The sequence below is a fragment of the Ottowia beijingensis genome (genome assembly GCF_042680925.1).
GTDB lineage: Bacteria > Pseudomonadota > Gammaproteobacteria > Burkholderiales > Burkholderiaceae_C > Ottowia > Ottowia beijingensis.
The window spans coordinates 196,359-217,434 of record NZ_JBHUEP010000012.1; the positions used below are offsets into that span (position 1 = coordinate 196,359).

General features: G+C 66.1%; 16 protein-coding genes. 9 read left to right on the forward strand and 7 right to left on the reverse strand.

Annotated elements, in window-relative coordinates:
• Nucleotides 1-104: 104 nt before the first annotated feature.
• On the reverse strand, nt 105-569 hold the full coding sequence (locus ACFSCU_RS16480) for a hypothetical protein (RefSeq protein ID WP_180549308.1): 465 nt from the start codon (nt 567-569) through the stop codon (nt 105-107).
• Nucleotides 566-1,618 (reverse strand): UDP-N-acetylmuramate dehydrogenase, encoded by a 1,053-nt coding sequence (murB, locus tag ACFSCU_RS16485; RefSeq protein ID WP_377561170.1) that lies wholly within the window; start codon nt 1,616-1,618, stop codon nt 566-568. Before murB ends, ACFSCU_RS16480 begins: the two co-directional genes overlap by 4 nt.
• Nucleotides 1,619-1,673: 55 nt before the next feature.
• Here murB and ACFSCU_RS16490 point away from each other — a divergent pair, with 55 nt between their 5' ends.
• A complete protein-coding gene (locus ACFSCU_RS16490) occupies nt 1,674-2,159 on the forward strand; it encodes a YajQ family cyclic di-GMP-binding protein (RefSeq protein WP_180549309.1) in 486 nt (161 codons plus the stop codon).
• A gap of 4 nt (nt 2,160-2,163) precedes the next feature.
• On the forward strand, nt 2,164-2,796 hold the full coding sequence (locus ACFSCU_RS16495; RefSeq protein ID WP_257645546.1) for a retropepsin-like aspartic protease family protein: 633 nt from the start codon (nt 2,164-2,166) through the stop codon (nt 2,794-2,796).
• A gap of 85 nt (nt 2,797-2,881) precedes the next feature.
• On the opposite strand, the gene plsY is transcribed toward ACFSCU_RS16495, so the two are convergent.
• The 5 genes from plsY to ACFSCU_RS16520 all read right to left on the reverse strand — a co-directional run bounded on the left by plsY (nt 2,882) and on the right by ACFSCU_RS16520 (nt 7,518).
• Nucleotides 2,882-3,508, reverse strand: coding sequence for a glycerol-3-phosphate 1-O-acyltransferase PlsY (gene plsY / locus ACFSCU_RS16500; RefSeq protein ID WP_180549310.1), 627 nt, complete (start codon nt 3,506-3,508; stop codon nt 2,882-2,884).
• Between the two features lie 79 nt (nt 3,509-3,587).
• Entirely contained in the window at nt 3,588-4,088 is a 501-nt protein-coding gene (locus ACFSCU_RS16505) for an aminoacyl-tRNA deacylase (protein ID WP_180549311.1), read from the reverse strand.
• Nucleotides 4,089-4,097: 9 nt separating this feature from the next.
• Entirely contained in the window at nt 4,098-4,367 is a 270-nt protein-coding gene (locus ACFSCU_RS16510; protein WP_180549312.1) for a hypothetical protein, read from the reverse strand.
• Between the two features lie 99 nt (nt 4,368-4,466).
• Nucleotides 4,467-5,525 (reverse strand): aldo/keto reductase, encoded by a 1,059-nt coding sequence (locus ACFSCU_RS16515; RefSeq protein ID WP_180549313.1) that lies wholly within the window; start codon nt 5,523-5,525, stop codon nt 4,467-4,469.
• Between the two features lie 46 nt (nt 5,526-5,571).
• Nucleotides 5,572-7,518 (reverse strand): acyl-CoA synthetase, encoded by a 1,947-nt coding sequence (locus ACFSCU_RS16520; protein ID WP_377561171.1) that lies wholly within the window; start codon nt 7,516-7,518, stop codon nt 5,572-5,574.
• Nucleotides 7,519-7,544: 26 nt separating this feature from the next.
• Between ACFSCU_RS16520 and ACFSCU_RS16525 the strand changes: the two genes are divergently transcribed.
• The 7 genes from ACFSCU_RS16525 (at nt 7,545) to ACFSCU_RS16555 (ending at nt 21,026) form a co-directional block, all read left to right on the forward strand.
• Entirely contained in the window at nt 7,545-8,465 is a 921-nt protein-coding gene (locus ACFSCU_RS16525) for an alpha/beta fold hydrolase (protein ID WP_180549315.1), read from the forward strand.
• Between the two features lie 129 nt (nt 8,466-8,594).
• Nucleotides 8,595-9,699, forward strand: a protein-coding gene (gene prfB, locus ACFSCU_RS16530) for a peptide chain release factor 2 (RefSeq protein WP_377561172.1) whose coding sequence is annotated in 2 segments (ribosomal slippage) — nt 8,595-8,675 and nt 8,677-9,699 — 1,104 coding nt in all. Because the reading frame shifts where the segments join, the coding sequence is not laid out codon by codon here.
• A 78-nt stretch (nt 9,700-9,777) separates the two neighbouring features.
• Nucleotides 9,778-12,546, forward strand: coding sequence for an aminopeptidase N (pepN, locus tag ACFSCU_RS16535; protein WP_377561173.1), 2,769 nt, complete (start codon nt 9,778-9,780; stop codon nt 12,544-12,546).
• On the forward strand, nt 12,543-13,562 hold the full coding sequence (locus ACFSCU_RS16540; protein ID WP_180549316.1) for a class 1 fructose-bisphosphatase: 1,020 nt from the start codon (nt 12,543-12,545) through the stop codon (nt 13,560-13,562). The genes pepN and ACFSCU_RS16540 overlap by 4 nt, the downstream gene beginning before the upstream one ends.
• 465 nt (nt 13,563-14,027) lie before the next feature.
• Nucleotides 14,028-17,231: a helicase-related protein gene (locus ACFSCU_RS16545; protein WP_377561174.1), complete on the forward strand. Its 3,204-nt coding sequence runs from the start codon at nt 14,028-14,030 to the stop codon at nt 17,229-17,231.
• Nucleotides 17,232-17,307: 76 nt separating this feature from the next.
• Complete coding sequence (locus ACFSCU_RS16550; RefSeq protein WP_377561175.1) at nt 17,308-20,511, forward strand: Eco57I restriction-modification methylase domain-containing protein; 3,204 nt, start codon at nt 17,308-17,310, stop codon at nt 20,509-20,511.
• Nucleotides 20,508-21,026 carry a hypothetical protein gene (locus ACFSCU_RS16555; protein ID WP_180549319.1) on the forward strand — a complete coding sequence of 173 codons (519 nt, stop codon included), beginning with the start codon at nt 20,508-20,510 and terminating at the stop codon, nt 21,024-21,026. The genes ACFSCU_RS16550 and ACFSCU_RS16555 overlap by 4 nt, the downstream gene beginning before the upstream one ends.
• Nucleotides 21,027-21,076 lie beyond the last annotated feature (50 nt).

Sequence of the window (21,076 nt, forward strand, 5' to 3'; positions counted from 1 at the left end):
ATGTTTCCCCGCACACGTCGGCTGGATTGCGGCCCCGTATCGCAGTACGGGGCAGGCTTTGCGCCGGAATGACGAGCTATGGCAGCTTTGATCTGGAATTGGAATCACACCCGCCCCGGCACGCCGCGCACCAGGCCGGTGTCGATGGCGGCGCGTTGCAGCCGCTGCCGGTCGGCGTCGTGCGCGGGGCAATGCATCTGCAGGTGCTGCAGGGCCAGCTCCAGCGCCTGCGCCCAGGCGCCCTGCAGCAGCCAGGCACCGGCGGCATCGGCCAGGCCCGCAGCGCAGCGCGGCAGCACGGCCGCCACGGCCTCGCTGGCATGCTGCGCGGCATCGAAGCCATCGGTGGCGGCGCGCCGGGCGATGAAGCCGGTGCCCGCCAGCGCCACGATCAGCTGTCGCGCCGCATCGTCTGAAGCCACCGCCACCTGCGGCTTGCCGCCGCCCACGGCGTGGTGCACCACGGCCAGCGCCGCCTCGGCGGACAGTCCCGCATGGCGCATCAACAGATCGACAGCCCCTGGCTTGTCACGCACGCGGCGCAGGTGAAACAACTCGATGGTGCTCACACCACGGTGGGCTCGGGTTCGAGTCGGATACCGAAGCGCTCGTACACGCTGGTCTGGATGGCCTTGGCCAGCGTCATCACCTCGCCGCCGGTGGCGGGGGTTTGCGTGCCGCCGGCGTTGACCAGCACCAGCGCCTGCCGCTCGTACACGGCGGCGTTGCCCACGCGCTTGCCCTTCCAGCCGCAGGCGTCGATCAGCCAGCCTGCCGCTAGCTTCACGCTGCCGTCGGGCATGGGGTAGTGCACCACCTTGGGGTCGCGGCCGATGATGTCGGCGCACTGCTCGGGCGTGACGGTGGGGTTCTTGAAGAAGCTGCCCGCGTTGCCGACGACGGCCGGGTCGGGCAGCTTGGCGCGGCGGATGGCGACGATCCAGTCGTACAGCTGGCGCGCGCTGGGCGCGGTCACGCCCTCCTCGGCCATGCGGCGTTCGATGTCGAGGTAGCCCAGCACCGGCTGCCATTGTTTGGACAGCGCAAAGCGCACGCGCAGGATCAGCGCGCGGCCGGCCAGGCCGAAGTCGCCGGGCTGCGCCGGCACGTGCTTGAACACCGAATCGCGGTAGCCGAAGCCGCACTGCGCGGCATCCAGCGTGAACACCTCGCCCGTCAGGAGGTCGATGGCGTCCAGCGCGTGAAAGCGGTCCTGCAGCTCGACGCCGTAGGCGCCGATGTTCTGCACCGGCGATGCGCCCACGGTGCCGGGGATCAGCGCCAGGTTCTCCAGCCCGGGCAGGCCCTGGTCCAGCGTCCAGGTCACGAAGTCGTGCCAGTTCTCCCCCGCGCCGGCCTCGACGATGGTGTGGCGCGCGGTCTCGCCCACCACGCGGCGGCCTGGCACTTCCACCTTCAGCACCGCGGCCTTCACATCGCCCGTCAGCACGATGTTGCTGCCGCCGCCGAGCACGAACTTCGGAGCCGGCGCCAGCTCGGCATCGGCCAGCACGGCACGCACGTCGGCCTCGCCGCGCACGCGCGTGAGCAGGGCCGCGCGCGCGGCGATGCCGAAGCTGTTGAGGGGCTGCAGGGACACGTTGCGCTCGATGAACATGGGACAATTGTCGCATTCGGTTTTGCGACATTCGGCTTACAGGAGACCAGCACCCATGCCCTCATTCGACACGGTTTGCGACCCCGACATGGTGGAAGTGAAGAACGCGGTGGAGAACGCCACCAAGGAGATCGGCACGCGCTTCGACTTCAAGGGCACCAGCGCCGGCATCGAGCTGAAGGACAAGGAGATCACCCTGCTGGGCGATGCCGAGTTCCAGCTGCAGCAGGTCGAGGACATCCTGCGCAACAAGCTGACCAAGCGCAACGTGGACGTGCGCTTTCTCGACAAGGGCGCGGTGCAGAAGATCGGCGGCGACAAGGTCAAGCAGGTCATCAAGGTGAAAAGCGGCATCGCCGGCGAGGACGCCAAGAAGATCCAGCGCCTGATCAAGGACAGCAAGCTGAAGGTGCAGGCCGCCATCCAGGGCGACAGCGTGCGCGTGACGGGCGCCAAGCGCGACGACCTGCAGGCCGTGATGGCGCTGCTGCGCAAGGACATGGCCGAGCTGCCGCTGTCGTTCGACAACTTCAGGGATTGAGCAAATGCGCCTTACGCTGCTGACCTTGTTGCTCCTTGGCGCAGGCGCTGCCTCGGCCCAATCCGTCTCGCTCCAAGGCATGCTGGGCAACAAGGCGTTGCTGCTGGTGGGCGGCGGTGCGCCGCGCGCGGTGGCGCCGGGCGAGACGCACCAGGGCGTGAAGGTGGTCTCCACCAGCGGCGACCAGGCCGTGGTGCTGATCGACGGCCGTCGCCACACGCTGCGCGTGGGCGAAGCGCCCGCCAGCGTGGGCAGCGCAGCGCCCAGCGGCAGCGACCGCGTGGCGCTGACGGCCGACGGACGCGGCCATTTCCTCACGCCGGGCAGCATCAACAACCGGCCAGTGCAGTTCATGGTGGACACGGGCGCGTCCACCATCGCCATCGGCCAGGCCGAGGCCGACCGGCTGGGCCTGAACTACAAGGCGGGCCGGCAGGTGATGATGAACACCGCCAACGGCAGCGCGCCCGGCTGGCTGTTCAAGCTCAACACCGTGCGCGTGGGCGACGTGACGGCTTACGACATCGACGCCGTGGTCACGCCCGCCGCGATGCCCATGGTGCTGCTGGGCAACAGCTTTCTCAACCGCTTCAGCATGCGGCGCGACGGCGACACGATGATGCTGATCAAGCGCTGAGTTTCAAGCGTTTTGGGCCTCCAGAGACCGCCACACGGGCGCTAGAAGCTATATTATTGATAGCAACTCGGCTGGCGTCAGCCGCTCATTTCTTCCTGGCACCCAGCTTGGATTCGGTGCCCGCCAGCAGGCGCTGGATGTTCTCGCGGTGGCGCCAGATCAGCAGCAGGCCCATGGCCACCATGGCCAGCGTCTTGGCGCCCGAGGCCTGCCAGGCCACGCCATCCACCAGCAGGTAATAGGCCGGCGCGAACACGGCCGCCACGATGGATGCCAGCGACACGTAGCGGAAGAAGGCCACGATGATGGCGAAGGTGAGCAGCGCGGCCAGCGCCAGCAGCGGCTCGAACGCGATCAGCACGCCCACGGCCGTGGCCACGCCCTTGCCGCCCGTGAAGCCGAAGAACACCGGGTACAGATGGCCCAGAAAGGCGGCCAGCCCGGCCAGCGCCTGCGTGCCCTCGCCCAGCCCCCAGGCCGGGCCGAACCACTTCACCAGCATCACCGGCAGCCAGCCCTTGGCCGCATCCAGCAGCAGCGTGACGATGGCCGCCGGTTTGCTGCCGGAGCGCAGCACGTTGGTGGCGCCGGGGTTGCCGCTGCCATAGGTGCGCGGGTCCGACAGGCCCATGGCGCGGCTGACGATGACGGCGAAGCTGAGCGAGCCGATCAGGTAGGCGGCCAGGGCCGCCAGCACGGACATGAGGTTCATGGCGAGGTACTCCTGAATCAATAGCTGCCTGCGCCCGATGGATGGGCGCCAACGGCATATTTTGCCAGTGAAATCGGATTCAGAGATCGATGGCGCACTGCACCGGCCGCGCGCCCAGCAGCTGCACGCACACCTGCGGGTCAAGGCCGACGAGGTAGCCGCGCCGCCCGCCGTTGAGGGCGATGCGCGGCAGGGCCAGGATGCCTTCTTCGATGTACACCGGCATGGCGCGCCGCGTGCCGAACGGCGAGGTGCCGCCCACCTGGTAGCCGCTGTGGCGGCTGGCCACCTCGGGGGCGCAGGGCTCGACCGACTTGGCGCCGATCTGGCGCGCCAGGTTCTTGGTGCTGACCTTGCGGTTGCCGTGCATCAGCACGATGAGCGGCTTGCCGTCCTGGTCCTGCATGACCAGGGTCTTGACCACAGCGAACGGATCGAAGCCCAGCACCTCGGCGCTGTGCGTGGCGCCGCCGTGCTCCACGTAGTCGTAGGGGTGTTCGGTGAAGGCCACGCCGTGCGAGCGCAGCAGCGCGGTGGCCGGCGTTTCGCTGACGTGGGCGACCTTCGCGGACTTGGCCATGGGCGTGGCTCAGCCCAGCCTGGCGGCTTCGGTCTCGGCGGCCTCGATCTCCTCTTCGCGCGCCTTCACGGCGGCGCGCAGGTCGAGCAGGATCGAGGTCAGCTCCAGCTTGCCCTTGCGCCCGGCGATGTCGGCCATGGTGACCAGGTCACGGCCGAAACGCTCGCGCTGCTCGGGCGACAGGATCTGCGTCAGGCACAGGGTGACGGCCGACATGGCGTCGATGACGGCGTTGAGGGATTTCTCGTTCAGCGGCAGTTCGTTGTGGCGGGCGGGCATGGGCAATCAAGGCGGGGCGAAGCGGGGTACGAATGGGATGGAAATGTTAACCGCGTGTGCATCGTGATGTAAGGAACTGCATCACGCCCCCCGCGCCCATCAGTTCGCCGGGTCGCGCATCTCCAGCCGGATGGCGTCGCAGGCGGCCAGCAGTTCGTCGGACAGCTGCACATTCCAGGCGTCCAGGTCCTCGTCCAGCTGCGCCAGCGTGGTCACGCCGATGATGGTGCTGGCCACGCGCCAGCTGCGGTAGCAGAAGGCCAGGGCCAGTTGCGTGGGCGTCAGGCCATGGGCGCGCGCCAAGTCGTTGTAGCGCCTGGCCGCGGCCAGCGACGATTCACGGCCCCAGCGCTGGCTCTTCATGCGCTCGTACAGCGCCATGCGGCCGCGCGGCGCCTCGGGGCTGTGGATACCGCTTGCGTCGTACTTGCCCGTGAGCAGGCCGAAGCCGAGCGGCGAATAGGCCAGCAGGCCGACGTTCAGGCGGTGGCAGGTCTCGTCCAGCGCGTTGTCGTAAGTGCGGCTAATGAGGCAGTACGGGTTCTGCGTGCTGACGATGCGCGGCAGGCCGTGCTGCTCGGCCAGGCGGACGAATTCGTGCACGCCGTAGGGCGTTTCGTTCGACAACCCGATGTGGCGCACCTTGCCGGCCTTGACCAGCCCGGCCAGCGCCTCCAGCTGCGCGCGGATCGGCGTTTCGGATTTTTCCTGCGCCGGGTCGTAGTAAAGGTTGCCGAAGGCGGGCACATGGCGCTCGGGCCAGTGGATCTGGTAGAGGTCGATCACGTCGGTCTGCAGGCGCTTGAGGCTCGCGTGGCACGAGGCCTCGATGTCGGCCGGCGTCATGCCTTGCCCTTCGCGAATCCACGGCATGCCGCGCGACGGGCCGGCCACCTTGCTGGCCAGCACGATCTTCTGGCGCATGCCGGGACGGGCCTTGAGCCAGTGGCCGATGAAGGTCTCGGTGGCGCCGCAGGTGGGCGCGCTGGGCGGCACGGGGTACATCTCGGCCGTGTCGAGGAAGTTGATGCCGCGCTCGATGGCGCGGTCCATGATGGCGTGCGAGGTGGGCTCGTCCACCTGTTCGCCGAAGGTCATGGTGCCGAGGCAGATGGGGGTGACGCGCAGGTCGCTGGTGCCGAGGGAAATGGTGTTCATGAAAAACGTGAGGTTCGAAAAACAGGCGGCCCGAGTGTAGGCGGCATCAATCGAGGCGCGTCGCGCGCGCCCGCTCCTCCTCCTGCAGCCGCAGCACGCGGCGCTGCACCTTGCCGGTGGTGGTCATGGGCAGCTGGTCGATGAATTCGATCTCCTTGGGGTATTCGTAGGGCGCCAGCTGGCCTTTGACGTGCTCCTGCAGCGAGGCGATCAAATCCTGGTCAAACTGCCCTCCATAGCCCGCCTGATGGGCGCGAGCAGCTACGAAATCAGGAGTCAACACCACGTAGGCCTTCACCACGGCACCGCGCTGCGTATCCGGCTTGGGGACCACGGCGCAGTTGGCCACGGCCGGGTGCTTGACCAGGCAGTTCTCGATCTCCCCCGGACCGATGCGGTAGCCGGCGGCCTTGAACACGTCGTCGGCACGGCCGTGGTACCAGAGGTAGCCGTCGGCGTCGCGCACCGCCATGTCGCCGGTGCGCCACCAATCGCCGCTGAACTTGGCGCGCGTGGCGGCGGCGTTGTTCCAGTAGCCAAGAAAGAAGATCGGATCGGGATCGCCGTGGATGTCGGTGCGGCGGATGGCGACTTCGCCGGGTTCGCCGGGCGGCACTTCGGCGCCCTCGTCGTCGATCACCGTGACCAGGTGGCCGGGGTAGCCGCGGCCCATGCTGCCGGGCCGGGCGGGCCAGCCGACGGCACCGCGGCCAGTCAATCCGCCGCCGGGCCGCCCCAGGGCGGGTTGCGCCCCCTCGGGGGGCAGCGCAGCCACGTCAGTGCGGAGCGTGGGGGCCACATTCATGGCGCAGTTGCCGACGATGTAGTTGACCTCGGTCTGGCCGAACATCTCGTTGACGATCACGCCCAGTTCGTCGCGGCACCAGGCGAACACCGCGTCGCCCACGGCCTCGCCGGCGCTCATCAGGCCCTGCAGGTGCAGCGTGTGCTGCCGGCGCGGGTGCGGCACGGCCTTCATCATGGCCTTGAGCGCGGTCGGGAACAGGAAGCTGTGCGTGACGCGGTGCTGCTCGAGGATCTGGAACGCCAGCTCGGGGCTGAAGCGGCCGTTGAAGGCGACGATGGGGCGGCCGAAGTACAGGGTGGGGAGCAGCGCATCCATCAACCCTCCCGTCCAGGCCCAGTCTGCCGGACTCCAGAAGATGCTTTGCGTCTTTGGGTCGCTCGGCAGACTGGGCGTTGCCCCCGATGTGCCCGCCCCCATCCCCGCCCTCCCCCGCGCGGGGGCGGGAGTCTCATCGGGAGGAAGCGTTTCGGCAGTCGGCTCGAACCCGAACCAGTTCTGGCTGCAGACGAAGCCGGGCAGGTTGCCGATGAGGGCGCGGTGGGGGATGAGCGCGCCCTTGGGCGGGCCGGTGGTGCCGCTGGTGTAGATCAGCACGGCGGGGTCGTCGGCCGCGGTGTCGGCGGCATCGAAGGTGTCGGCGGCGGTGGCCAGCAGCGTTTGCCAGTCGTGGTCGGCGCGCGCGGCGCCCTGCCCCAGGCCGATGACCACGGCGAGCGTGGGGCAACTGCCGCGCACCGACAGCAAGGCCTCCATCGAGGCCTCGTCGCAGATCGCGGCCAGCGCGCCGGCGTCGTTGATGCGGTATTCCAGCGCCTCGGGGCCGAACAGCTGCGACAGCGGCATGGCGATGGCGCCCAGCTGCAGCACGGCGATGTAGGCCACGGCGGTTTCGAAGCGCTGCGGCATCACGATGGCCACGCGATCATCGCGCCGCACGCCCACCTTGGCCAGCGCGTTCGACAACCGGTTGGCCGCCGCCTGCAGCGCGGCATATGAATGCAATCGCGGTGCAGCGCCCGCCACATGCTCGATGACTGCTATCTTCTCAGTAGCATCCGGCGCCTGCGCCCAGCGCCGGCTGCACACCTCGGCCATGTTGAAGCGCGCTGGCACCTGCCAGCGGAACGCCTGCTGCATGGCGGCGTGGTGGTCATCGCCGCTGTCGCTGACTGGACGCTGGGGCATGGCCTGTCTCCTCTAAGATTTCTGCAATGTATCAAGTCCAACGCCCCTCGCGCAGCGCCTTCGTCCCCATCCGCCTGCACCGCTACCACGTCCGCCTGTGGGGCGATCCGGCCGCGAAGCCGCTGGTGCTGGTGCACGGGTGGATGGACGTGGCGGCGTCATACCAGTTCATGGTCGACGCGCTGTCGCCTGCCTTCTTCGCGGGCCGCTTCATCATCGCGCCCGACTGGCGCGGCTTCGGCCAGTCCACCGGGCCGGCGTGCGACCACTACAGCTTTGCCGACTACCTGGGCGATCTGGAATGCCTGCTCGACCATTACGCGGGCGAGCGCCCGGTCGATCTGGTCGGCCACAGCATGGGCGGCAACATCGCCATGATGTTCGCCGGCACGCGGCCGGCACGCATCCGCCGCCTGGTCAACCTGGAGGGCTACGGCATGCCCGCCACGCGACCCACGCAGGCACCGGCGCGCTACGCCAAGTGGCTGGACGAGATCAAGGCCCTGCACCGCGGCGAGATGGCGCTGCGCAGCTACGACGACCTGCCCGGCGTGGCCGCGCGCCTGATGAAGACCAACCACCGCCTGCCGCAGGCCAAGGCCGACTGGCTGGCGCGCGAATGGTCGGAAGACCGCCTGCAGGCGGATGGCAGCACGCGCCGCGCCATCCTGGGCGACGCGGCGCACCGCATCATCAATGCCCAGCTGTTCCGCGTCGACGAGATGCTGGCCCTGTACGCTGCCATCCAGGCACCCACGCTGATGGTGGACGCCAGCGACGACAGCCTGGCCGGCTGGTGGGGCGATCGCTTCACCCGCGCCGAATTCCACGAGCGCCTGAACGCCGTGGCCAACGTGCGGCGCGAAGTCATCCAGGACGCCGGCCACATGCTGCACCACGACCAGCCGCAGGCACTGGCGGCACTGGTCGAAGCCTTCCTGGGCTGAAGCCGCGGCGCAGTAACGCACCCGTGCGGCGGGCTATTCGGCGCCCGCGGCCGGTGCCGCGCCCGCATGAGAAAATTCGCGGTTTCGCGCCCGTGCGGCGCGCCCGTTTTTTTGTTGAGAACAAGCACCATGGAAGCAGAACGCATCAACCAGATTGGCCACCAGATCGAAGACCTGACCGCTCGCACCGCCGAGCTACGGGGGTATCTTTGACTACGCTGCCAAGGCCGAACGCCTGAGGACCGTCAACGCCGCGCTGGAAGACCCGGCCGTCTGGAACGACCCCAAGAAGGCCCAGGAACTGGGCAAGGAAAAGAAGGCGCTCGACGGCGTGGTCGTCACGCTGGATGAACTGACGCGCGACCTGGCCGACAACGCCGAGCTGTTCGAGCTGAGCAGCGACGAGGACGACGAGGCCAGCCTGCAGGCCATTGCCGACGACGTGGCCAAGCTGGAAAAGACGGTGGAAGAACTCGAGTTCCGCCGCATGTTCAACCAGCCCGCCGACGCCAACAACGCCTTCCTCGACATCCAGGCCGGTGCCGGCGGCACCGAGGCGCAGGACTGGGCCAGCATGCTGCTGCGCCAGTACCTGAAGTACGCCGAGCGCAAGGGCTTCAAGACCGACATCGAGGACGAGACGCCCGGCGACACCGCCGGCATCAAGGGCGCCACCATCAAGATCGAGGGCGAATACGCCTACGGCCTGCTGCGCACCGAAACCGGCGTGCACCGCCTGGTGCGCAAGAGCCCGTTCGATTCCTCCGGCGGGCGCCACACCAGCTTTGCCAGCGTGTTCGTCTACCCCGAGATCGACGACTCGATCGAGATCGACATCAACCCCGCCGACGTGCGCGTGGACACCTACCGCGCATCGGGCGCCGGCGGTCAGCACATCAACAAGACCGATTCGGCCGTGCGCCTGACGCACGAGCCCACCGGCATCGTGGTGCAGTGCCAGGACAGCCGCAGCCAGCACAGCAACCGCGACGTGGCCTGGCAGCGCTTGCGCAGCCGCCTGTACGACCACGAAATGCGCAAGCGCCTGGACGAGCAGCAAAAGCTCGAAGACAGCAAAACCGACGTCGGCTGGGGCCACCAGATCCGCAGCTACGTGCTGGACAACAGCCGCATCAAGGACCTGCGCACCAACGTCGAAATCAGCAACACGCAGAAGGTGCTGGACGGCGATCTCGACGCCTTCATCGAGGCCAGCCTGAAGCAGGGCGTTTGATTTTTCAAGCCATTTTGGCCTCCAGAGCTTGCCAGACAAGCGCTGGCAGCTATTTATTTTGAATTAAAAGGATTCACCATGCGAGAAGGACAACCCGCCGTCACCCGGCGACTGGACTACGCCCCGCCCGCGTTCTGGATCGATTCGGTCGAACTCACCTTCGACCTCGACCCGGCCAAGACTCGGGTGCTCAACCGCATGCGCCTGCGCCGCAACCCCGACGTGCCGGCGCAGCCGCTGCGCCTGGATGGCGACGAGCTGAACCTGTCGCGCGTGATGCTGGCCGGCCAGGCCTGCAGCTTCCGCATGGACGGCGAGACCCTGGTGCTGGAGAACCTGCCCGAGGGAACCACGCCGTTCGAGCTGGAAATCTTCACCACCTGCTACCCCGAGAAGAACAGCAAGCTCATGGGGCTGTTCATGAGCGGTGGCGACTTCTTCACGCAGTGCGAGGCCGAAGGCTTTCGCCGCATCACCTACTTCCTCGACCGGCCCGACGTGATGGCGACTTACACCGTCACCCTGCGCGCCGACAAGGCGCGCTACCCGGTGCTGCTGTCCAACGGCAACCTGACCGACGCGGGCGAGCTGCCCGAAGGCCGCCACTTCGCCACCTGGCACGACCCGCACAAGAAGCCCAGCTACCTGTTCGCCCTGGTGGCCGGCCAGCTGGTGGCGCGCGAGCAGCGCATCGCCACGCGCTCCGGATCAGAACATCTGTTGCAGGTCTACGTGCGCCCGGGCGATCTGGACAAGACCGAGCACGCGATGAACTCGCTGATCCACTCGGTGCTGTGGGACGAGGCGCGCTTTGGCCTGCCGCTGGACCTGGAGCGCTTCATGGTGGTGGCCACCAGCGACTTCAACGCCGGCGCGATGGAGAACAAGGGCCTGAACATCTTCAACACCAAGTACGTGCTGGCCAAGCCAGCCACCGCTACCGACGGCGACTACGACGCCATCGAGAGCGTGATCGGCCACGAGTACTTCCACAACTGGACGGGCAACCGCGTCACCTGCCGCGACTGGTTCCAGCTCAGCCTGAAGGAAGGGCTGACGGTGTTCCGCGACCAGGAATTCAGCCAGGACCTGGCCGGCACGCCCAGCGCCCGCGCCGTCAAGCGCATCCAGGACGTCATCAACCTGCGCGCCGCCCAGTTCCCCGAAGACGCCGGCCCCATGGCCCACCCCGTGCGGCCCGACGAATACCTGGAGATCAGCAACTTCTACACCACCACCATCTACGAGAAGGGCGCCGAGGTGGTGCGCATGTACCAGACGCTGGTGGGGCGCGAGGGCTTCTGCAAGGGCATGGACTTGTACTTCCAGCGCCACGACGGCCAGGCCGTGACCTGCGACGATTTCGCGCAGGCCATGGCCGATGCGAACCCGGACAGCGACCTCGCCCGCCTGCTGCCGCAATTCAAGCGCTGGTACAGCCAGGCCGGCACGCCGGTGGTGAAAGCCGAAGGCCGTTACGACGGCGCCGCGCGCAGCTACACGCTGACTCTGTCGCAGAGCTGCCCCGCCACGCCGGGCCAGCCGCAGAAGGCGCCGTTCGTCATCCCGCTACGCATGGGCCTGGTGGGGCCGGACGGGCGCGACCTGCCGCTGCAGCTGGAGCACTGGCAGCACGCAGTCGAAGGCAGCCACACCGTGGTGCTGACCGAAGCGCAGACCACGCTGACCTTCATCAGCGTCGACGCCGAGCCCGTGCCCTCGCTGCTGCGCGGCTTCTCGGCCCCCGTCGAGCTGGACTGCGACTACAGCAGCGCGCAGCTGTTGCACCTGCTGGCGCACGACAGCGACCCCTTCAACCGCTGGGAGGCCGGGCAGCAGCTGGGCCTGCGCAAGGCCATCGAGCTGCTAGCGCACGCCGGCGACGTGCCAACCAGGCCGCTGAACGACGCCTACGTGGCCGCCCTGCGCGCCGTGCTGCGTCACCCCACGCTGGATGCCGCGTTCAAGGAACTGGTGCTCACCCTGCCCGGCGAGGACTACATCGCCGAGCAGCTCGACGTGGTCGACCCCCAGCGCATCCACGCCGTGTGCGACGCCATGGAGCGCCAGCTGGCCGCCGACCTGCGTGACGACTGGCAGTGGGCCTGCGAGCAGAACGAGCACACCGGCGCCTACACGCCCGATCCGGTCTCGGCCGGCCGCCGTGCGCTGGCCGGGCTGGCGCTGCACATGCTGTGCCTGGCCGCGCGCGACAGCGGCGACACCGTGTGGCCCGGCAAGGCCTACCAGCGCGCCAAGGACGCCGGCAACATGACCGACCGCCTGAACGCCCTCAGCGCCCTGCTCTACAGCGGGCACGAGCTGGCCGGCCGCGCGCTGGAACGCTTCTACCGCCTGTTCAAGGACGAGCCGCTGGCGCTGGACAAATGGTTCTCACTGCAGGCCCGCGCGCCCGACCGCGGCGGCAACGTGCTGCCGCAGGTGCGCGAGCTGATGAAGCACCCCGACTTCAGCCTGCGCAACCCCAACCGCGCGCGCAGCGTGGTGTTCAGCTACTGCCACGGCAACCCGGCCGCCTTCCACCGGCGCGACGCCGCCGGCTACGTCTACTGGGCCGACCGCGTGCTGGAACTCGACACGCTCAACCCCCAGGTGGCCGCCCGCCTGGCCCGCGCCATGGACGCCTGGGCGCGCCTGGCCGAGCCCTACCGCAGCGCCGCGCGCGAGGCCATTGCCCGCGTCGCCGCGCAGGCCAACCTGAGCAACGACGTGCGCGAGGTGGTCACGCGCGCACTGGCCGAAACCGGCGCCCCCACGGCCGGGCCGGCCGACGCCGAAGCACGCACCGCCCCCACCCCCGACACCCCTGACGAGGCCCACCCATGAGCAACCGCATCTCCCTCACCCGCTACCTGGTCGAGAAACAGCGCCTGGACGACCACATCCCCGGCCAGCTGCGCCTGCTGCTGGAAGTGGTGGCGCGTGCCTGCAAGACCATCAGCCACGCCGTCAACAAGGGCGCCCTGGGCGGCGTGCTGGGCAGCGCCGGCAGCGAGAACGTGCAGGGCGAGGTGCAGAAGAAGCTCGACATCATCGCCAACGAGGTGCTGATCGAGGCCAACGAATGGGGTGGCCACCTGGCGGCCATGGCCAGCGAGGAGATGAACAACATCTACCTCATCCCCAACCGCTACCCGCGCGGCGAATACCTGTTGCTGATCGACCCGCTGGACGGCTCCAGCAACATCGACGTCAACGTCAGCATCGGCACCATCTTCAGCGTGCTGCGCATGCCCGAGGGCGACCGCGGCGTGGAAGAGAACGACTTCCTGCAGCCCGGCAAATGCCAGGTGGCGGCCGGCTACTGCGTCTATGGCCCGCAGACCACGCTGGTGCTGACGGTGGGCGACGGCGTGGCCATGTTCACGCTGGACCGCGAGATGGGCAGCTTCGTGCTGACGCAGGACGCGGTGCAGATCCCCGCCGACACCCGGGAATTCGCCATCAACATGAGCAACATGCGCCACTGGGACGCCCCGGTCAAGCGCTACATCGACGAATGCCTGGCCGGCAAGGACGGCCCTAGGGCTAAGGACTTCAACATGCGCTGGGTGGCCAGCATGGTGGCCGACGTGCACCGCATCATGACGCGCGGCGGCATCTTCATGTACCCCTGGGACAAGCGCGAACCCAACAAGCCCGGCAAGCTGCGCCTGATGTACGAGGCCAACCCCATGGCCTGGCTGATCGAGCAGGCCGGCGGCGCCGCCACCAACGGGCGCGAGCGCATCATGGACGTGCAACCCACGCAACTGCACGAACGCGTGAGCGTCATCCTGGGCAGCAGGAACGAGGTGGACCGGGTGACGCAGTACCACCTGGAGGCAGGCTCGGCGACCTGAGCCGCACAAGCCGGTTGGTCGGGCCGAGTGCTGTCAAAAAGCATAGCTGCCAGCGCTTGATGGGCAAGCGTGAGGCCGAGTTTCAATCAGTAAGAACCATTCCCAGCAAGGCCACTAACAGGACAGCCCATCAAAGGTAACAGCAGCGACGACGCATTCGCTTGACACCGCCCCTTCCCCCTCGTAACTGCTCCATCCCACGGTCGAATTCATCAAGCAAGTGCAGAGAAATGCCAAGAATATTTGACAACATCGAAACGCCCTTGATGCCTGCGCTCCAAAAGACGCTTCAGGTTGCAAGGCGCGCCGACTTCTGCGTTGGCTATTTCAACCTGCGCGGCTGGCAGCATCTCGCGCCCCACCTGATGAAATCAGGAGAGGAGAGGAGAGGAGAGGAGAGGAGAGGAGAGGAGAGGAGAGGAGAGGAGAGGAGAGGAGAATGGAACATGCCGCCTGCTGGTCGGTATGCATGTCTCGCCCAGTGAAGAACTGCGCCACGCCTTACGTCACCAAAACGACGACGAACTTCTAGACAATCAAACGGCGCAGCGCGACAAGCGCCGCATCGCCGAAGAGTTCCGCCAGCAACTCACCTTCGGCGCCCCGTCCAACGGGGACGAAGCCGCCTTGCGGCAACTGGCCGCACAAATCCATTCTGGCCAACTGACCGTCAAGGTCTATCTGCGCCACCCGCTGCACGCCAAGCTCTACCTGCTATTCACGCCGCAGTTCCCCAACAACCCCGTCACGGGTTTCCTCGGCAGCTCCAACCTCACGCTCGCGGGCCTTTCCAAACAGGGCGAACTCAACGTTGACGTGCTGGAGCACGATGCCTGCAACAAGCTGGCCGCGTGGTTCGATGACCGCTGGAACGACCGCTGGTGCGTCGACATCTCCAAGGAACTGGCGACCATCATCGACGAAAGCTGGGCGGGCGAGCGCCTGTTACCGCCCTATCACGTCTATTTGAAGATGGCCTACCACCTCGCGCAGGAAGCGAGGGCCGGGCTCACGGAATTCCGCATTCCCGCGATCTTCAACGGCACGCTGTTCGACTTCCAGACCGCCGCCGTCAAGATCGCCGCGCACCACCTCAACAAGCGCGGTGGCGTGCTGATCGGCGACGTGGTGGGCCTGGGCAAGTCGATGATGGCCACGGCGCTGGCCAAGGTCTTCGAAGACGACTATCACACCGAAACCCTCGTCATCTGCCCCAAGAACCTGGTGCCAATGTGGGAGGACTACGTCCACCGCTACCGCCTGCACGCCAAGGTGCTGTCGCTGTCTAGGGTCCTCAATGAGTTGCCAGAGAAAACCCGGCGCTACCGGCTGGTACTGATCGACGAATCGCACAACCTGCGCAACAAGGACGGCAAGCGATGGAAGGTCATCCGCGAATACATCGAACGCAACGAAAGCCTCACCGTCCTGCTCTCGGCCACGCCGTACAACAAGACCTACCTCGACCTCTCGGCGCAACTCGGCCTGTTCCTGAATGAAGACGCCGACATCGGCATCCGCCCCGAACACCTCCTCAAAGACCTGGGCGGCGAGCACGAATTCATCCGCCGCCACCAATGCGGCGTGCGCACCCTCGCTGCTTTCGAGAAAAGCGACATCCCCGACGACTGGCGCGAACTCATGCGGCTGTACATGGTGCGCCGCACGCGCGGCTTCATCATGCAGCACTATGCGCAGCAAGACGAACACGGCAAATACCTGCTCTTCGCCGATGGCCGCAAGTCCTACTTCCCCAAGCGGGTGCCCAAAAGCCTGGGCTTTGCCATCGACGAAACCAACCCCGAAGACCCCTACGCCCGCTTCTACAGCAACACGGTCGTGGGCACCATCAACGATCTCCTGCTGCCACGCTACGGCCTGGGCAATTACATCGCACCCAAACCCAAGACGCCACCCACACCGCAGCAGAACAAGATCATCGATGGACTGTCACGCGCAGGCACGCGGCTCATGGGTTTTTGCCGCACCAACCTGTTCAAGCGACTGGAAAGTGCCGGGCCTGCCTTCATCCTGTCCATCGAGCGGCACATCCTGCGCAACTTCATCGTCCTACACGCCGTCGAGAACGGGCTGGACATTCCGCTGGGCACCCAGGGCGCGGAACTGCTGGACACTCGCCACTACGACGAAGACCCGGACGGGGTACTTGCCGATGAGGAAGGCGACGAGGAAGCTGACACCACCAGCAGCAACGGGCTGCGCACCGAAGCCGACTACCGCACTCGCGCCACCCAAGCCTATGCAGCCTACAGCGGCCCACTGAAAAGCCGCTTCAAGTGGTTGCCCGGCGCGCTGTTCAAGAAAACGTTGGCCAAGGATTTGCTGGCCGACGCCCACGCCCTGCTGGGCGTGTTGCGCACCTGCGGCAACTGGCAACCTCAGGCAGACGCCAAACTTGCCGCCCTGGCCGAACTCATCGAGAAGCAGCACCCCAAGGACAAGCTGCTCATCTTCACCCAGTTCGCCGATACCGCACGCTACCTGAATACGCAACTCGCGGCACGCGGAATGCTGCAAGTGGCCGAAGCCACCGGCCAAAGCGCCGACCCCACAGCCCTGGCCTGGCGCTTCTCGCCGCAGTCCAACGACAAGCGTCAACAGGTCAAGAAGGCCGACGAACTGCGCGTGCTCATCGCCACTGACGTGCTGTCCGAAGGCCAGAACCTGCAAGACGCGCACATCATCGTCAACTACGACCTGCCCTGGGCCATCATTCGCCTGATCCAGCGCGCGGGCCGCGTGGACCGCATCGGCCAGCAGTCCGACACCATCCTCTGCTATTCCTTCGTGCCTGCCGATGGCGTCGAGCGTCTCATCAGGCTGCGCGCTCGCGTCAGGCAGCGCCTGATCGAGAACGCCGAAGTCGTCGGCTCCGACGAAACCTTCTTCGACGACGACAGCGATGACGACGACCGTCTGATCCGCGACCTGTACACCGAGAAGAACGGCATCCTCGACGACGACGGCGACACCGAGGTCGATCTGGCCTCCTACGCCTGGCAGATCTGGAAGAACGCCACCGACGCCGACCCATCGCTCGCCGCCACCATAGAAAGCCTGCCCAACGTGGTCTATGCCACCAAGGCACACACGGCCACGCCCGCCGCACCTCAGGGCGTGCTCGTCTATCTGCGCACCGACCAGGGCAACGACGCACTCGCATGGGTGGACGAAAGCGGCCAGCCCGTCACGCAGTCGCAATTCACCATCCTGAAGGCCGCCGCCTGCGCGGCCGACACCCCTGCCCTGCCGCGCACGGACAACCACCACGCCCTCACCCAGCAGGGCATGGCGCACATCGCCGAAGAAGAGAAATCCACCGGCGGCGCACTGGGCCGGCCCTCCGGCGCGCGCTTCAAGACCTACGAGCGCATCAAGCGCTGGCGCGAGCGACAAGGCAGCACGCGCGACCTGTTCATCACCGAAGACCACATCCGCCGCATCGACAAGGCGCTGGAAGACATCTACCGCTACCCGCTGTACCAAAGCGCCACCGACACGCTCAACCGCCAGCTCAAGGCGGGCATCAACGACCACGACCTGATCGACCTCGTCTTCTCGCTGCGCGAAGACGGTCGCCTGTGCCTGGTGGACGAACAAGACCAGCAACGCGAGCCTCGGCTCATCTGCTCGCTCGGCCTGGCCTGAAGCGCCAACGCCCTGCAATCACTCAAATTTCATAGCTGCTCGCCCTTGTCAGGCGGGCGCTGGAGGCCAATTTGACATGAATATCGACGCCCCCCGCTTTCAGCAGCTGCTGAGCCAATTCAAGCTGCCTCAACTGTTCAACGAACTCGGTTGGGACCAACCCGCGCTGAAGGCTCAAACTATCCATGCGGGTGGCGCGGCCTTCACGCTCACACCCATCGCCCACAAGCGCGGCGTGGCCGTGCTGCGCTGCTCGCCAGACGCCAGCGGCAAGATTCCGCCCCGCCCCGTGCTGCTCAAGATCGAGCACGAAGCCCGCAAGCTCGCCCATGAACATCTGCTGGTCTTTGCCGACGCGGGCGAAACCATGCTCACGTGGCTGTGGGTGCTGCGCGCGCCGGGCCAGCCCGCCAGTACCCGCACCCATACCTGGCACAAGGGGCAAAGCGGCGAAGCGTTGCGTCAGAAGCTCTCGCAAATCGTCTGGTCGCTGGAAGCAGAAGAGGCCATCACCCTCACCGACGTCATCACCGGACTGCGCCGCGCCTTCGACCGCGACAGGGTTTCCAAGAGCTTCTACGACAAGTTCAAGGCCCAGCACGACGCCTTTGCCGCCTTCATCACGGGCCTGAACCAGACGGCAGACCGAGCCTGGTACGCCTCGCTCATGCTCAACCGGCTGATGTTCGCCTACTTCATCCAGAAAAAAGGCTTTCTGGACGGCGACGAAAACTATCTGCAAAACCGCATGTCCCAGGTGCAGCAGGCGGCTGGCAAAGGGCAGTTCCACAGCTTCTACCGCCGGTTTCTGCGCCGCCTGTTCCACGACGGGCTGGGCCAACCCCAACCGCGCGACGCCGGCCTGAACCAACTCATCGGCGCGAACATTCCCTACCTGAACGGCGGCCTGTTCGACGTGCATGAACTCGAAGCTCATCAGGACATAGACGTACCCGACGAAGCCTTCGAGAAACTGTTTGCATTCTTCGACGCCTGGGACTGGCACCTGGACGACCGCCCCTTGACAAGCGGCAAGGAAATCAACCCCGACGTGCTCGGTTACATCTTCGAGAAATACATCAACCAAAAGCAGATGGGGGCGTACTACACCAAGGAAGACATCACCGAGTACATCAGCAAGAACACCGTCATCCCGCATCTGCTGGAGAAGGCGCGCGAACGCTGCAGAGTAGCGTTCGAGGGCGATTCATCGGTGTGGAAGCTGCTCCAGGCCGAGCCGGATCGCTACATCTACCCGGCGATGAAGACCGAAGGTGCGTTGCCCACCGAAACCGAGCGCGAACTGGCCGACCGTCGCCAACGCTGTCAAGACCTGCGTCACAAGCTTGTGCAAGGCGAAATCCAATCCGCCGATGACCTCATCACCCTGAACCTGGACATCCGCCAGTTCATGCAGGACGTGATCGACACCACCACCGGCCCGGAGCTGCTGCGCGCCGTGTGGCAGGCCATCGTGGGCCGCGTGCCGGAGAAGTCGAACGAGAAATTCCGCCACGGCATCACCATCCTCGACCCGACCTGCGGCTCGGGCGCATTTCTATTCGCCGCGCTGGGCGTGCTGGAGCCGCTGTATGCCGCCTGCCTGGACCGCATGGCAGGCTTTGTCGAAGACGCGCAGAAACTCGGCAGGGCCGCCGAACCCGACTTCGTGAAGGTTTTGGACGAGGTGAAGAAACACCCCTCGCCCGACTACTACATCTACAAAAGCATCATCCTGCACAACCTGTTCGGCGTGGACATCATGGCCGAGGCGGTAGAGATTTGTAAGCTGCGCCTGTTCCTCAAACTCGTCTCTCAGGTGGACAAGGGCCAGCAACTGGAGCCGCTGCCCGACATCGACTTCAACATCCGTGCAGGCAACACGCTGGTCGGTTATGCCACCGAAGCGCAGTTCGATGCCTCGGGTGACCTGGCCAGCGACCAGCAACGCAAATCCGACATCAAGGCGGATATTGCCGACTTGGCCGACCTTTTCACCCGCTTCCGCGAACAGCAAACCGTGCAGGGCGGCAAGGTCACGGCGCAGGACAAGCGCACGCTGCGCGACAAGCTCAAGGGCTTGAGCGTGGAACTTGACCGCTATCTGGCACACGACTACGGCATCAACCCCAGCAATGCAAAAGCCTTTGCCGACTGGCGCGCAAGCCACCAGCCTTTCCATTGGTTCGCCGAGTTCTACGGCGTGATGCGCGAAGGTGGGTTCGATGTGGTCATCGGCAACCCGCCCTATGTCGCCAAGCGCAGGGTCACGGGCTACACCGTCAAGGGCTATGCCACCGAAGATTGCACTGACATCTACGCCTGGTGCCTGGAGCGCGTCATCGCCATCGCCCATCCCAAGGCGCATACCGGCATGATCGTTCCACTTAGCCTGTCCTTCAGCGGCGATTTCGACGTTCTGCGCAAGTTGCTCTACAACCGCTACCGGACCAACTGGTTTTCACACTTCGCCCGCATACCCGCCGCGCTATTTGCGGCCGATGTGCGGGTGCGCAACACCATCCACATCGGCAAGCTCGGCAGCGGCACGCAAAGCGCGCAATACACCTCGCGCCTGCACCGCTGGTTTGAAGAGGCGCGGCCCCATCTCTTCGCCACGCTGTCCTACGCCAGCTTCATGCCGGAGCTTTGGAAACACCGCATTCCCAAACTCAATACGCAGGCGCTCATCGCCGCATTCGAGCAACTACTCGCTCCCGGCCATCACACGGTTGAACGCCATCTGAACCCCGGGGCCACGCCACACCGTCTGCATTTCAAGAAGACGGCCTACAACTGGTTGTCTTTCACACACGAGGAAGCGCCTTGCTTCGATGCGCGTGGCCAGCGCGTGCCACAAACGAAATATGGCGACATCAGTTTTGCCAGTGCCGAAGAATGCGATCTGGCATTTCATCTGCTCAACGGCAAGCTCCAGTTCAGCTTTTGGATTGCCATCGGCGACGACTTCGATGTGACCAAATGGATGTTCGCCGACTTGCCCCTGCATCCGGCCAAGCTGTCGGCAGCACAACGGCAGCGACTCCAGGAACTGACGCCATCCTTGAAGGCAGCGGTTGAAGATGCCGTGCAATACAAGCTCAATGCGGGCAAGCGCGTCGGCAACTACAACCTGGCCAAGTGCCGCCCCGTCACCGATCAGGCCGACCACATCTATGCGCAGGCGTTCGGCCTGACGCCGGTGTGGGACGACATCGAATTGCTCTACGCACAAACCGTCAAGACCGACTTTGAAGACGGCGCGGACGATGAAGCATGAAGCCCACACCCATCCTGCTGCCGCCCCACCTCACCCCACGCATAGCCACTGATCTCGCAACCCGCTTCATCGGCATCGGCAACCCTGCCCTGCTCGCCGAGCCGCTGCTGGGCCTCATCGCCTCGCGCCAATGCCCTGGCCACGTCTTCATTGAAACGTTGGAGCGCGTGCCGCAATGGGCCAAGGCTGGCCGCGTGCTCGTCAGCGGCTTCCACTCCCCGCTGGAACAACAGGTGCTGCACTCCCTGCTGCGCCGCCAGGGCCGCGCCGTCAAAGTGCTGGCCCGCCACCTGCTCCCAGACCGCGACTATCGCCCCGCCGCAGAGGAGCGCGAGCCCCTGGCACAAGGTCGCCTGCTCATCGTCAGCGCCAGCCCCGCCACTGAAACCCGCACCACCCGCGCCTCGGCGCTTGCCCGCAACGGTCTGGTGCTGGTCCTTGCCCGTGAGCATTGGGCGCCTCGGATTGCGCCGGAGAGCCCGCTGACTGCACTGCGGGCCGACGACGTGGTGTGAACACCTCCACGGCACCTATGAATTGGATAGCACAAACTGCAGAATCGACG